Here is a 12,480-nt window from a genome sequence, read left to right as displayed (position 1 = left end):
GTGGGTACCGGGCCTGGCGTTCCGTACTCCACGAGGTCGGGTTCCCGGCCCCGGACGTGAACACGCCGCCGGCTCCCCGGTGTTCCGGGGAGCCGGCGGCGGGGATCAGGCCCTCGCGGGTTCCTCGGTGCGGAGGGACGGGGCCGTCTCGGCGGGTTCGGTCGGGGCGGCGGTCGTCGTCGTGCGGCGGCCGGTGAGCAGGAGCAGGGTGATGAGAAGCATCTGGCAGCCCATGATCAGGGCCAGGGTCGCCGGCGTCTCCACGCTGAGCAGCACCATCGTCGTGTTGACCGAGAAGTGCACGGCGATCGAGGCCAGGACGCCGGCTCGGTCGTAGGCGCAGGTGACCAGCATGGCCATGGGGATGTTGCCGACCGCGAAGAGCACACCGCTCGGGCTGGCGAGGCCGAGGTCGTTCTGGACGGTGCCGTCGATGAAGAACAGCGGCATGTGCCACACGGCCCAGATCACGCCGAGCACGAAGGCGATCTGGAAGCGGCCCATCGTGGCGCGCATCCGCGGGTAGGCCGTGCCGCGCCAGCCGGGCTCCTCGGAGAGCGGGCCGGAGACGATCATGCTGACGAGGAACGCGGCGGGGCCGCCCATGTCGTTCATCACGTCCTGGGCGTCCGACCAGCTCAACGCGATGTCGCCGGCCGCGTGCCCGAACAGCGCGGCGACCATGACGGCGCCCGAGGCCGCCAGCATCAGCGCCGGAGCCCAGAGCAGCGCCGCCGGGCGGTACCTGACCGCGTGTTCCGGCACCGGTTCGCCGCGCCGCCGGCGGCGGACGCGGAGCACCAGTGCGCCTATCAGTGGGCCGAACGCGCCGAGGAGGAACGGGAGATAGGTGGGCGTCCCGGCCTCCGCCTCTCCGCCGAAGCCGATGGCCGTGCCCCAGCAGGCCCAGCTCACGCCGAAGGAGATGGCCATGAAGAGGATCAGGTCGGCGCGGTAGCCGCGGGGGCCGGCGGGGTTCGCCGGCGCGCTCCCGGGAGAAGCGGGTGAAGCGGAGGCGGGAGAGGCGGGGGAAGCGGGGGAAGTGGACATGCGGAAGCGTCCTCTGGGTGAGTCGGTGGAGAGCCGTGGAAGTCCGGGGCGTGGTCACCGGAGGTGGTGGCAGGTCAGCTTTCGGCCGCGGAAGGGACTTCTGTGTCGTCCTCGGTGCGCGGGCCGACCGTTGTCGGGTGTGTTCGCCGGGTGGGCGGGGGAGTCAGAGGGAAGGCCGCTCCTCGACGGGCGCCCCGTCGGAGACCGCGTCCAGGGTGCGGGTGAGCCAGTCGGCGACGAGGTCGAGCAGCTCGGGGTCGACCGGTTGGCGCAGCAGTCGGCGGTAGGAGCCCATGGTCGGGCGTCCTGAGTCGCGTCGCAGCACATGGGTGAGGTCGGGGGCGCGGTGGGTTTCGGCGCCGGGGACCAGCCGGGCGATCTCCCTCAGGTCGCCCGGGTCGACCTGGAGGTCCTTGTCGCCGGTGACGGCGAGGACGGGGACGTCGTGGTCCCCGAGGGCGGCGAGGTCGTGCCGGCTGTCGTGGGCGAGCAACTCCCGCAGCCAGCGCGCGTTGACCTTGGCGACGGCCACCCGCGCCACGTCCGTGCGGGTGCTCTTCACCCGGGCGAGGACCCGGTTGCCCAGGGCCGCGAGTGGCCGGCGGAGCAGCCGGGCCGGGGCGGGCGCGCTTCCGACGATCGAGCGGCCCTGCCAACGGAAGGCGTCCTCGCCCAGGTTGGCGAAGCCGGCCAGCAACACCACCGCCCGCACGTCGGGTCGCCTTCCCAGGGCCATGGCGTGCAGCGCGCCCTCGCTGTGGCCGAGCACGGCGACCGCGTCGGCGCGGATGTCGGTGCGGTCCGCGAGGGCGCGCACGGCCGCTGCGGCGTCCGCGCGGTTGTCGGTGAATCCGGCGGTGCGCCAGTCGCCGGGGGTGGCGCCGTTGCCCCGGCGGTCGTAGCGCAGGGTGGCGATTCCCCGTGCGGCGAGGGCTTCGGCGACCGGTCGGGCCAGGTTCATCGCCAGCTTCGGGGCGTTGCCGTCGCGGTCCAGCGGGCCCGAACCGTGCAGCAGCAGGACGGCCGGGTGGGGGCCGGGCGTGGCGGGCAGCGTCAGTGTCCCGGCCAGCGAGGTCCCGTCGTCCGCGGTGACCGTCATGTCGATGTCGGGCAAGGCTCCGCCTTTCTCATCTGGCGTGTCGGGCGTTCGTTCTCAACTACGAGAACGTTATCAGATGTGAGACCATAGCGTCATGGCAACCGCGAATCTCCTCCTCCACCCGGTCCGGATGCGCATCCTCCAGACGCTGGTGGGCGCCGGCGAGCTGACCACCGCCCAGCTCCGCGAACGCCTCCCGGACGTCTCGACGGCGAGCATGTACCGGCACGTCGCGACACTGACCCGAGCCGGCATCCTGGAGGTGGTGCAGGAGAGACCCGTCCGCGGCACCGTCGAACGCAGCTACCGGGTCCGGCAGGACGAGGCCCTCGTCGACGAGGAGGCCCGCGCCGGCATGACCAAGGAGGACCACCGGCAGGCGTTCACCGTCTTCACCGGCGCGATGATGGCCGACCTCGACCGTTATCTCTCCCGCGACGACGCCGACCCGCCGCGCGACGGCGTCGCCTACCGGCAGGGGGCGGTGTGGGCGACGCCCGAGGAGTTCACCGCGCTGGTGGAGGAGCTGGAGGCACTGGTCGCCCGCCGCACCGGACACACCGCCGGCGACGGGCGCGTTCGTCACATCATCAGCTTCGCCCTGGTGCCGGACAAGGCGACGGGGTCCGAGGAGGCCGCGGGGCCCGGCGAGGCGGCGGCGTCGGGCGAGGCGGCGGGGCCCGGCGAGGCGGCGCGGGGCGAGGGGGCGGGTGGTTGAGCTGGTGCGGTCGGTGGAGTCGGGCGCCGGGCGCTTCAGGTCGGGGCACCGGTGCCCTGGCCGTGAGCCCTTCCGCCCGCGCCTACGCTGTCACCCATGGCCACTTCGCGTTCCCCGCACGATCCGGCGCACGAGTCCCGGCGGGTGCGGGTGGTGCTCGCCGATGACCAGACCGTGGTGCGGGCCGGGTTCCGCGCGCTGCTCGACCTGAGCGACGACCTCGTCGTGGTCGCGGAGGCGGCCGACGGGGAGGCGGCGGTGCGGGCGGCGCGGCTCACGCGGCCGGACGTGGTGTTGATGGACATCAGGATGCCCGGTGTGGACGGCCTGGAGGCCACCCGAAGGATTGCCGATGACCCGGAACTGGCCCTGACCCGGGTGCTGGTGCTGACCACCTACGAGGCGGACGAGTACGTCTTCGAGGCGCTTCGCGCCGGCGCCGGTGGGTTTCTGCTCAAGGACGTCGAGCCGGAGGAGCTGCGCGAGGCGATTCGCACGGTGGCGGCCGGTCGGAGCCTGTTGGCGCCGGCCGTGACCCGGCGGGTGATCGAGGAGTTCGCGCGCCTTCGCGCGCCGCTGGCGGACGGCGCGCGCCGGCTCGCGGGGCTGACGGCGCGGGAGCGCGAGGTGATGGCGCTGGTGGCGGCAGGGCTGAGCAACGACGAGATCGGCGGCAGGCTGGCGATGTCCCCGCTGACGGCCAAGACCCATGTCAGCCGCGCGATGACCAAGCTGAACGCGCGCGACCGTGCACAACTGGTCGTCATCGCCTACGAGACCGGCCTGGTCCGGGCAGGTTCGATCGACTAGGCGGGCGACACTCGTCCCCGACCGTCTCGGCACTACTCCCGACGTCGTAGCGGGCGACTCCCGTCGTCGGATGGCGGGCCCGCGGCGTCGCCCTAGCGTCGGCGGTGTGATCGAAGTACACGCACTCACCAAGCGCTACGGCGACCGGACCGCCGTCGACGCCCTGTCGTTCGCGGTGCGTCCGGGCCGCGTGACCGGGTTCCTCGGGCCCAACGGCGCGGGCAAGTCCACCACCATGCGGCTGATCCTCGGCCTCGACGCGCCCACGGCGGGAACGGCGTGGATCGGGGGGCGCCTCTACGGGGATCTGCGCGCCCCGTTGTGCGCCGTCGGCTCGTTGTTGGACGCCAAGGGTGTGCACGGTGGCCGTTCCGCGCGGGCGCATCTCGCCGCGCTCGCGGCGGCCAACGGGCTGCCGCGCCGGCGCGTCGACGAGGTTTTGGAGCTGGTCGGCCTGGACCCGGCCACCGCTGCCAAGCGCACCAGGGGCTTCTCACTGGGCATGGGGCAACGCCTGGGCATCGCGTCGGCCCTGTTGGGAGACCCCGAGGTGCTGATGCTGGACGAGCCGGTCAACGGACTGGACACCGAGGGCATTCGTTGGATCAGGGACCTGATGCGCGGACTGGCCGCCGAGGGGCGCACGGTCTTTCTCTCCAGCCATCTGATGAGCGAGTTGGAGCTGACGGCCGAGCACCTGGTCATCATCGGCCGTGGCCGGCTGTTGGCCGACACCCCGATGCGTGCGTTCCTCGAACGGCACTCCCGCTCCGGCACCCTGGTCCGTTCGCCCGAGGCCGAGCGGCTGCGCGCCGTGCTGGAGGGGGCGGGCGCGCGGGTCAGCGCCGACGCGCGGGGCGGCTGGCTGGCCGACGGGCCCTCGGCGGAGGCCATCGGCGTCCTGGCCCGCGACCACGACCTGGCGCTGAGCGAACTCACGCCGCTGCGCTCCTCACTTGAGGAGGTCTACACGGAGATGGTCGCCTCCGCCACGGAGTTCCGGGGCGTGGGCGAGGAACGGCGAGAGCGGGAGGCGCCCCGATGAGCGGCGAGACCATGACCGTGCGCCCGCGCGAACGGGCGGTGCCCGAGGGGCGGACCGGGTTCCGACAGGCGCTGGCCGCCGAGTGGATCAAGTTCCGCAGCCTGCGTTCCACGCTCTGGGTGGCCGCGGTGGCGACCCTGCTGCCCGCCCCGGGAGCCGCGTTCGTGGCGGCGACCGAAAGCCTGCAACCGGACGACACCGTGCTCGGCGGCAGCCTCACCCTCGCCGTGCCGGCGCTGATGCTGGCCGCCGTGCTGGGCGCGCTGGTGGTCTGCGGTGAGTACGGCAGCGGAACGATGCGGGCGACGGTGGCCGCCACCCCGCGGCGGGGAACCGTGCTGGCGGCGAAGGCGACGCTGCTGGCGGGGTTCCTCTACGCGGTGGCGCTGCCGTCCTGTGCCGCCGCCTACCTGGTGGGCGACGCCCTGCTGGACGACGGCTACGCGCAGGGGGATCCCTTCCCGGCGCTCCTCGGGGTGGCGGCCACCTTCCCGGTCGCCGGGCTCTTCGGGCTGGCGCTCGGCACCGCGATCCGGCACGGCGCCGGGGCGATCACCTCGGTGCTCGCCGTGCTGCTGCTGCCGGAGATGCTCGGGCCGCTCTTCGGCCCCGGTGAGCGCTGGGTGGCCGGCGTCTCGCCGACCGCGGCGCTCCAGAAGCTGACCCAGTCCTCGGACGCGGCGCCCGAGGCCCTCGGCTCGCTGGGCGGCTGGCCTTCGCTGTCGCTGGTCGCCGGCTACACGGGCTTGGCCCTGCTGGGGGCGGCGGCGCTCTTCCAGCGGCGGGACGTCTGAGGCGCGCACCCCGGCACACCCTGGCACGCCCCGGCGCGCGCAGGGCGTGCGCGCCGGGGCGTGCCGCGAGAGCGCGCCGTTGGCCGGCCGCCACCGGATGCCCGCCGCCGGATGCCCGCCGCCGGACGCCCGCCCTCGCTCGGTCGGTGGCGGTCAGCCGACGCGGCCACCCGGTCAGCCGCGGTCGGCGGCGGTCAGCCGCGGTCGGCGGCGGTCGGCAGCGGTCGGCGGCTGTCCGTTCAACGGCGGTCGGCGGCTGTCCGTCGAGGGCCGTCCGTCAGCGGTCATCCGCGTCGGCGGTCACCGGCGCCAGTTTCTCGCGCAGGTCGCGCTCGATGCGGCTGAGCAGCCGTGAGACCTGCATCTGCGAGACACCGAGCCGTTCGGCGATCCCCGACTGGGTCATCTCCCGGAAGTACCGCAGATAGAGCACCCGCTGGTCGCGTTCCGGGAGCCGCCGCAGGGTGGGGCGGACCGCCTCCCGGGTGAGCACCCGGTCGTAGCCGGGGTCGGTCGAGCCGAAGGTGTCACCCAGGGTGTGACCGTCCCCGGTCTGTCCCAGCTCCGCGTCGAGCGAGAGCGGTCGGAAGCTGTCGAGAGCGGCCAGTCCCTGGCGCACTTCCTGCCGGCTCAGCCCGCTGGCCTCGGCCAGCTCGCCCTCGTCGACGGGCCGGTCGTCGACGCGTCCGTCCAGCTCGGCCCGCGCGCCGCGCACCCTGTTGCGCAGCTCCTGGGTGCGGCGCGGTACGTGCACGCCCCAGAGATGGTCCCGGAAGTGCCGTCTGATCTCGCCGACGACGGTGGGGACGGCGTAGCTCTCGAACGCGTGGCCCCGCTCCGGGTCGTAGCCGCGCACCGCCTTGACGAGGCCGAGGGCGGCGACCTGCGTCAGATCCTCGGCGCTCTCGCCGCGCCCGCGATAGCCGCGGGCCAGGCGTTCGGCCATCGGCAGCCATGCGGCGGTCACTTCGCGACGGAGTCGGTCACGTTCCTCGCCTTCCGGCAATTCCGCGATCTGTTCGAACTCCCGTCGGGTGTCCGGAGCGTCTTCATGGGCGGAGGCGGAGCGTCGACGTCGGGCGGGCGGGGCGCCGGGGCGCGGCTCGTTCACGCGATTGGCGGGTCGGGTCGCGGTGCGTCGTGCGGGGGCGTGCGGGGTCCTCGTGGTCGTCATGATCGGCTCTCCTGACCTTCGGTTGCTTCCCAACTACCGTGGGAAAGGTGCCTTTTGTCCGGAGCACGTCTTGGCCCCTTCCCGGCCCACGGGGCGGTAAACGACCGCGCGTGGCGTCGGTCGGATCGAGAGGGGGTGGAAAAGCGACCGTTACGGGTTGCTCGGTGATCGCACGCGTTCGACGGTGGCGTCAGGTTGCAGAGGAGGCGCCCGTGGATGTCGTGCTGCTGGTCGGCCGCGTTCTGTTCGTGTTGCTGTTCTTCCACTCCGCGGTCGGTCATCTGACCAAGACCGCGCCGATGGCCCAGTACGCCGGCGCGCAGGGTGTCCCGTTCCCCTGGCTCGCGGTCTTCGGCTCCGGCCTGCTCCAGCTGCTCGGCGGGGCGCTGGTGCTGCTGGGGCTGTGGCCGGACGTGGGCGCGCTGCTGCTGGCGGTCTTCCTGCTGCCGACGGCGGTGCTGATGCACCCGTTCTGGAAGCGGGAGGACGCGGACGCCAGGCAGGGCGACCAGCTCCACTTCCTCAAGGACATCGCGCTGGCCGGCGCCGCGTTGATGCTCTTCGCGCTCTTCGCCCATGCCGGCGACGACCTGGGGTTGACCGCGTCCGGCCCGCTCCTCGACCTGGACTGAGCGGAACGGCCGCCGACCGGGCCCGACGCGACCGCACCCCGATCGACTACGATCATCGCCCACTTGGTAACGACATCCGGGGGCCGTCGCGGTCGCCAGGCGCCGCCGGGAACCCCCGACCGGGCGCGGCCGTTCCATAACCGACGAACGGGGCGAAGGGGGCTGCCGGGTGAACGTGCTCGATGTGCTGCTGCTGATCGCGGCGGTCGCGGCGGCCGTCTCCGGCTTCCAGCGCGGGCTGATCGCCGGCGTCGTCTCCCTCGCCGGCTTCGTCGGGGGCGCTTCCCTGGGCGTGTGGCTGCTGCCGTTCTTCGTCGACGAGCTGACCCCTGGCTCGGTCGCCGCCACGGTCGTCGCGCTGCTGGTGGTGCTGGTGCCGGCGGCGGTCGGGCAGGCGCTCGCCTGGCCGTTGGCCCTCCGGCTGAGAGACGCGGTGAGCTGGGCCCCCGGGCGCTGGCTGGACGGCGCGGGCGGCGCGGTGTTCAACGCGGTGGGCGTGCTGCTGGTCGCCTGGATCGCGGCCAGCGCGCTGGTGCCCACGCCGTCCCCCGGGCTCAACCGGGAGGTCCAGGGTTCGGCGCTGCTCGGCGCCGTCCAGGACCGGATGCCCGAGCAGGCCCCCACCTGGTTCAGCCGTGCGACGCACGCGCTGAGCGACGCCGGCTTCCCCCAGGTGTTCAATCCCTTCGAGAACGACCCGACCGTGGACGTGCCACCCCCCTCGGGGGACAACGTCACGGAGGCCGCCTCGGTCGCCGCCGAGCAGTCCACGGTCAAGATCAACGCCAGCTCGGGCTTCTCCAGCGGCCAGGAGGGCAGCGGTTTCGTCTACGCGCCGGAGCGCGTGGTCACCAACGCCCATGTGGTGGACGGCGCGAGCGTCGTCGTCGCGCAGGTCGGGGGCGTCGGCCAGCGGCTGGAGGCCGAGGTGCTGCTCCTCGACCCGAACGTCGACGTCGCGGTGCTCGCCGTCCCCGGACTCCAGGCCCCGGTGCTGGAGCTGGCCGACGACGCCAGCCGGGGCGATCCCGCCGTGGTCGCCGGCTACCCGGAGAACGGCGGCCTCGACCTGCGGGCGGCGACGGTGGCCAGCCGGACCAACGCGCAGGGCCAGGACATCCACGGACAGAACGTGGTCACCCGCGACATCTACGCCGTGCGCGGGCTGGTCCGCCCGGGGAACTCGGGCGGTCCGCTGCTCACCACGGAGGGCCAGGTCTACGGGATGGTCTTCGCCCGCTCGGTCACCCATGCCGAGACGGGATACGTGCTCACGGCCGACCAGATACGCCCCCATCTCGAACAGGCCGGCTGACCCCGCCCGTTCGAGGTCCGAGCGGCGTCTCCCCCGGGCCCGTGCGAGAAGCGGGGCCCCGCGCGGGGGACGGCACGGCCGTCAGCAGTCCGCACCCGTGCGCGGGACAGCCGGCGTGCGGCCGCGCCCCACCGGGGGCGGGCCGACGCCGGCCGTCAGCTTCTGGCCGGCAGGTCGTCGATCCAGTCGTACCGGGTGCCGCCGCCCTCCGTGGAGCGCAGCTGGTAGAGCCCGGAGCTCGCGTCGCCCCCCGGACCGCTGCCGGCGGTCAACATCAACGGCAGCTGCCCGGTGATCAGCAGGTCGACCGTTCGGCCGTGGCGGGGCCCACCGTCGAAGCGGACGCGGATCACATGGTGCGTCGAAGGGGTCTCAGCCATAAGCGCCAACCTAACCAGGCGGCACCGGGTGCGACACGGCGCGCAACCGCGCCACACCCGCTCCCACCGGCGGTTTTCCGTCGCCACACCGGGTCAGGCCCACCCCAGACTCCCTCGAAAGAGTGAGGTCGGGAACGCCCGTCGCACCCCCCAGCGCACGCGCCCGCGTCAGGGCGCCGGCCGGCACACCGAGCGCTGTCGGCCCAGTCCCTCGATCTCCAGCTCCACCACGTCGTCCGGCGCCAGGTACGGGAACCTGCCGGAGAGCGCGACCCCCTCGGGCGTCCCGGTGTTGACGATGTCGCCCGGCTCCAGGACCAGGTACTGGGAGAGATGGCGCAGCAGCTCGCCGACCGAGAAGATCATGTCGGCGGTGGTGGAGTCCTGGCGCGGCTCGCCGTTGACCCAGGAGCGCAGCCGCAGCCGCTGCGGGTCGGGCACCTCGTCGGCGGTGACCAGCACCGGGCCGAGCGGGTTGAACGTCTCGCAGCTCTTGCCCTTGGACCACTGCCCGCCGGACTCCTCCAGCTGGTAGGCGCGTTCGGAGACGTCGTCGCTGATGGTGTAGCCGGCGACGTGCGTCAACGCCTCCTCGGCCGACTCCAGGTAGCGCGCCCGGCGGCCGATCACCACCGCCAGCTCCACCTCCCAGTCGGTGCGCAGCGCGCCGCGCGGGATCAGCACGTCGTCGCGGGGACCGACCACGGTGTTGGGGGACTTGTAGAAGAGGATCGGTTGTCGAGGCGGTTCGGCGCCCGACTCGGCCGCGTGGGCCGCGTAGTTCTGCCCGATGCACAGCACCGCCGACGGCCTGGCCACCGGCGCGCCGACCCGCTCCCCGGCGATGTCGGTGCGGGGCAGCAGGGACGGTTCGGGCAGCAGCTCGGGGTTCTCGGCGAGCGCGGCGAGGAACGCGCCGTCGATGTCGTCGGTGACCGGCCGCAGGTCGTAGTGGCCCTCTCCGTCCGGCGCGACCAGCACCGGCCGTTCGTGTCCCGCTTCGCCGACGCGCATCAGACGCATGATCAGCTGACTCCCTGCTGTAGTGCCTGGCGGTGTCCGGGCGCCGGGTGATGCCGTCCGGACAGGTGATCCAGGGGGGAACTCTTCCCCAGCGCGGGCCCGCGCTCAACCGGTCCCGCACGTGATTCTCGGAACGCGCCCGCCGTCCACAGCCTGTGGACAACCCCCGCGCACTCAGCGCGGCTCCGGCGCGGCCGCCTCCTGCGGCGGCTGTTCCCCTCCCTCGCCGCGCCCAGTCTGACCTGCGACGGCGTCGCCGACCGAGCCGCCACGCGCCGTCCCGCTCCGGTGCGGGCCGAACGGCCGCCAGGCGATCACGGTGACGGCCGTCATCACGACCAGCGCGATCCAGAACGGCGCGGTCAGCCCGAACACCGCGACGATCGGGCCGCCGATCAGCGCCCCCAGCGCACCGCTGCCCCTGGCGAACGTCAGGAAGACGCTCTCGGCGCGCCCGCGCAGCTCGTCCGGCACCGCGCGCTGGCGCAGCGTGCGAACGGTCACCCGGAAGACCGCGTCGTGCGCGCCGAAGAGCAGCAGCACGGGGCCGGCGACCCAGACCGTGCCGGCCAGCGCGAGCCCCAGATGGGTCGCGGTCTCCAACACCAGCGCGCCACGCAGCAGCACCGGCGGCCCGAACCGTTCGTACAGCCGCGCGGCGAGGAGCGCGCCGACCAGTCCGCCGGCCGCGATGGCCGAGAAGAGCAGTCCGTAGCCGATCTCGCTCAGGCCGAGTCGCTCCGTGGCGTAGAGCACGAGGACCGAGAGGCCGGCCGAGAGCGTGATGTTCATCATCGTCAGCACGAGGGCGATCAGTCGGATCAGCGGCTGGCCCCAGAGCCAGCGCACCCCCTCGCCCATCTCCGCCAGCACGGCGCGCCGCGCGCCCCCGGGCGCCGGCGCCTTCTCCGGTGCGCGCGCCGGCGCGCGCACCGGTGTGGACATGGAGCGGCGCAACGTCGAGATCAGCAGGGCGGCCACCACGAACGTGACCGCGTTCATCCCGAACGGCGCCGCCGCGGCCACGGCGAAGAGCGCCGCCCCCAGCGGGGGCGCGGCGAACTGGTTGACGACCGAGAACAGCACCTCGAACCGGGCGTTGGCCCGCGGCAGGTCCTCGCCGCGCACGGTGGCCGGCAGCAGCGAGGCCGAGGCGTTGTCGCCGAGGGTCTCGCAGGTGCCAAGGAGAAACGCGACGGTGTAGAGCAACGGGATGCCGACCGCGTCACCCCAGACGGCGACCGCCAGGACACCGAGCAGCGTGGCGCGCGTCAGATGGATCACCACGATCAGCCGCCGCCGTTCGAGCCGGTCCACGTAGACCCCGCTGAGCAGCGAGAAGAGCAGCCAGGGAAGCTGCTGCACGAAGACGGACCAGCCGACCAGGGCCGGGTTGTCGGTGAGCGAGGCGACCAGCAGGGGAGCGGCGGCGAGCACCACGCCGTCGCCGATGTTGCTGATCGCGGTGGCGGCCCACAGGGTGTGGAACGGCCGCCCGAGTCCCGGAGGTCGGACTCTCTCACCCGCCGACGCGCCTGGGCGCCGCCGCCCCCGATATCGCATCGGGGCAGCCTAACGACGGCGACACGCCGCCTCCACGCATTAACGCGTGGGGCTCAGGGCTCCATGCGCGGGGGCTCGCCCCTGGTGGTGGAGACGTCGATGAGCGAGAGCGAGGCGCCCTGCGGGTCGCTGATCGCGGCCATCCGCCCGAACGGGCTGTCCACCGGACCGCTGTGCACCGTGCCGCCGAGCCGCCGGACCGTCTCCACCGCGGCGTCGCAGTCGGGGACCGCGTAGTAGACCTCGATCCGGTGCGAGGCCGCGGTTCCGCCGTCCGACGGCGCGTAGCGCCCGCCGACCATCTGGTCGCCCGCGCTCCACACCACGTAGTCCATCTCCTCGCCCGGGTCGTTCTCCATCCGCCTGCCGGTCAGGGGGAAGACGCCGGGGAAGAACGCGTCGGTCGCCGCCGGGTCACCGGTGACGACCTCGCACCAGACGAAGGCGCCCGGCTCGTCGACCGCGCCGAACCCCCGGTGCCGGCCCGGCCGCCAGACGCCGAAGAGCACCCCGCCCGGGTCCCAGCCCAGCAGCATCGCGCCCAGGTCGCCGACCTCCATCGGCTCCGCCAGCATCTGGCCGCCGCGTTCCCTGATCCGCGTGGCGGTCGCCTCCAGGTCGGGCGAGGCGAAGTAGAGCACCCAGGCCGGCGGCACCTCCTGGCCCGGTACCTCGGGGGCGAGTCCGGCGACCGGCGCGCCGTCGGCGAACGCCTGGGTGTAGTGCCCGAACTCGGCCGCGCCCTCGTCGAAGGTCCAGCCGAACAGCTCCCCGTAGAACGCCTTCCCCGCGGCCAGGTCGGGGAGGGTGACGTCGGCCCAGCAGGGCACGCCCTCCGGGAAACCCTCGGGTCGAGCAGCCATGGGTACGACCTCCT

The 12,480-nt window shown here is 73.5% G+C and carries 13 protein-coding genes; 6 read left to right on the top strand and 7 right to left on the bottom strand.

Annotated elements, in window-relative coordinates; genetic code table 11:
• Nucleotides 1-105 precede the first annotated feature (105 nt).
• Nucleotides 106-1,050, bottom strand: coding sequence for a CPBP family intramembrane glutamic endopeptidase (locus tag CRP51_RS14800; protein ID WP_245880583.1), 945 nt, complete (start codon nt 1,048-1,050; stop codon nt 106-108).
• Between the two features lie 163 nt (nt 1,051-1,213).
• On the bottom strand, nt 1,214-2,164 hold the full coding sequence (locus CRP51_RS14795; protein WP_097231652.1) for an alpha/beta hydrolase family protein: 951 nt from the start codon (nt 2,162-2,164) through the stop codon (nt 1,214-1,216).
• 79 nt (nt 2,165-2,243) lie between these two features.
• On the opposite strand from CRP51_RS14795, the gene CRP51_RS14790 reads away from it, so the two are divergent.
• The 4 genes from CRP51_RS14790 to CRP51_RS14775 all read left to right on the top strand — a co-directional run bounded on the left by CRP51_RS14790 (nt 2,244) and on the right by CRP51_RS14775 (nt 5,516).
• Nucleotides 2,244-2,867, top strand: coding sequence for a helix-turn-helix domain-containing protein (locus CRP51_RS14790; protein WP_097231651.1), 624 nt, complete (start codon nt 2,244-2,246; stop codon nt 2,865-2,867).
• A 96-nt stretch (nt 2,868-2,963) separates the two neighbouring features.
• Nucleotides 2,964-3,677 (top strand): response regulator, encoded by a 714-nt coding sequence (locus tag CRP51_RS14785; RefSeq protein WP_097231650.1) that lies wholly within the window; start codon nt 2,964-2,966, stop codon nt 3,675-3,677.
• A 106-nt stretch (nt 3,678-3,783) separates the two neighbouring features.
• Nucleotides 3,784-4,722, top strand: a complete 939-nt coding sequence (locus CRP51_RS14780; protein ID WP_097231649.1) for an ATP-binding cassette domain-containing protein — start codon at nt 3,784-3,786, stop codon at nt 4,720-4,722.
• Nucleotides 4,719-5,516, top strand: coding sequence for an ABC-2 family transporter permease (locus CRP51_RS14775; RefSeq protein ID WP_245880582.1), 798 nt, complete (start codon nt 4,719-4,721; stop codon nt 5,514-5,516). Before CRP51_RS14780 ends, CRP51_RS14775 begins: the two co-directional genes overlap by 4 nt.
• A gap of 277 nt (nt 5,517-5,793) precedes the next feature.
• On the opposite strand, the gene CRP51_RS14770 is transcribed toward CRP51_RS14775, so the two are convergent.
• Nucleotides 5,794-6,690: a SigB/SigF/SigG family RNA polymerase sigma factor gene (locus CRP51_RS14770; RefSeq protein WP_099459309.1), complete on the bottom strand. Its 897-nt coding sequence runs from the start codon at nt 6,688-6,690 to the stop codon at nt 5,794-5,796.
• 212 nt (nt 6,691-6,902) lie between these two features.
• Here CRP51_RS14770 and CRP51_RS14765 point away from each other — a divergent pair, with 212 nt between their 5' ends.
• Together CRP51_RS14765 and CRP51_RS14760 are read left to right on the top strand one after the other, a co-directional pair.
• Nucleotides 6,903-7,322, top strand: a complete 420-nt coding sequence (locus CRP51_RS14765; RefSeq protein ID WP_097231648.1) for a DoxX family protein — start codon at nt 6,903-6,905, stop codon at nt 7,320-7,322.
• Between the two features lie 169 nt (nt 7,323-7,491).
• On the top strand, nt 7,492-8,637 hold the full coding sequence (locus CRP51_RS14760) for a MarP family serine protease (protein ID WP_097231647.1): 1,146 nt from the start codon (nt 7,492-7,494) through the stop codon (nt 8,635-8,637).
• 155 nt (nt 8,638-8,792) lie between these two features.
• Here CRP51_RS14760 and CRP51_RS14755 read toward each other — a convergent pair whose 3' ends face one another.
• From CRP51_RS14755 to CRP51_RS14740, 4 genes are all read right to left on the bottom strand, one after another.
• Complete coding sequence (locus CRP51_RS14755) at nt 8,793-9,017, bottom strand: hypothetical protein (RefSeq protein ID WP_141514608.1); 225 nt, start codon at nt 9,015-9,017, stop codon at nt 8,793-8,795.
• A 168-nt stretch (nt 9,018-9,185) separates the two neighbouring features.
• Nucleotides 9,186-10,040, bottom strand: coding sequence for a fumarylacetoacetate hydrolase family protein (locus CRP51_RS14750; RefSeq protein ID WP_097231645.1), 855 nt, complete (start codon nt 10,038-10,040; stop codon nt 9,186-9,188).
• Between the two features lie 174 nt (nt 10,041-10,214).
• Nucleotides 10,215-11,603, bottom strand: coding sequence for an MFS transporter (locus tag CRP51_RS14745; RefSeq protein ID WP_097231644.1), 1,389 nt, complete (start codon nt 11,601-11,603; stop codon nt 10,215-10,217).
• Between the two features lie 53 nt (nt 11,604-11,656).
• A complete protein-coding gene (locus CRP51_RS14740) occupies nt 11,657-12,466 on the bottom strand; it encodes a VOC family protein (protein ID WP_097231643.1) in 810 nt (269 codons plus the stop codon).
• Nucleotides 12,467-12,480: the final 14 nt, after the last annotated feature.

The organism is Streptomyces zhaozhouensis (genome assembly GCF_900230195.1).
In the GTDB taxonomy this organism is placed as follows: domain Bacteria; phylum Actinomycetota; class Actinomycetes; order Streptomycetales; family Streptomycetaceae; genus Streptomyces; species Streptomyces zhaozhouensis.
This window is presented reverse-complemented; position numbering and strand designations above follow the sequence as displayed.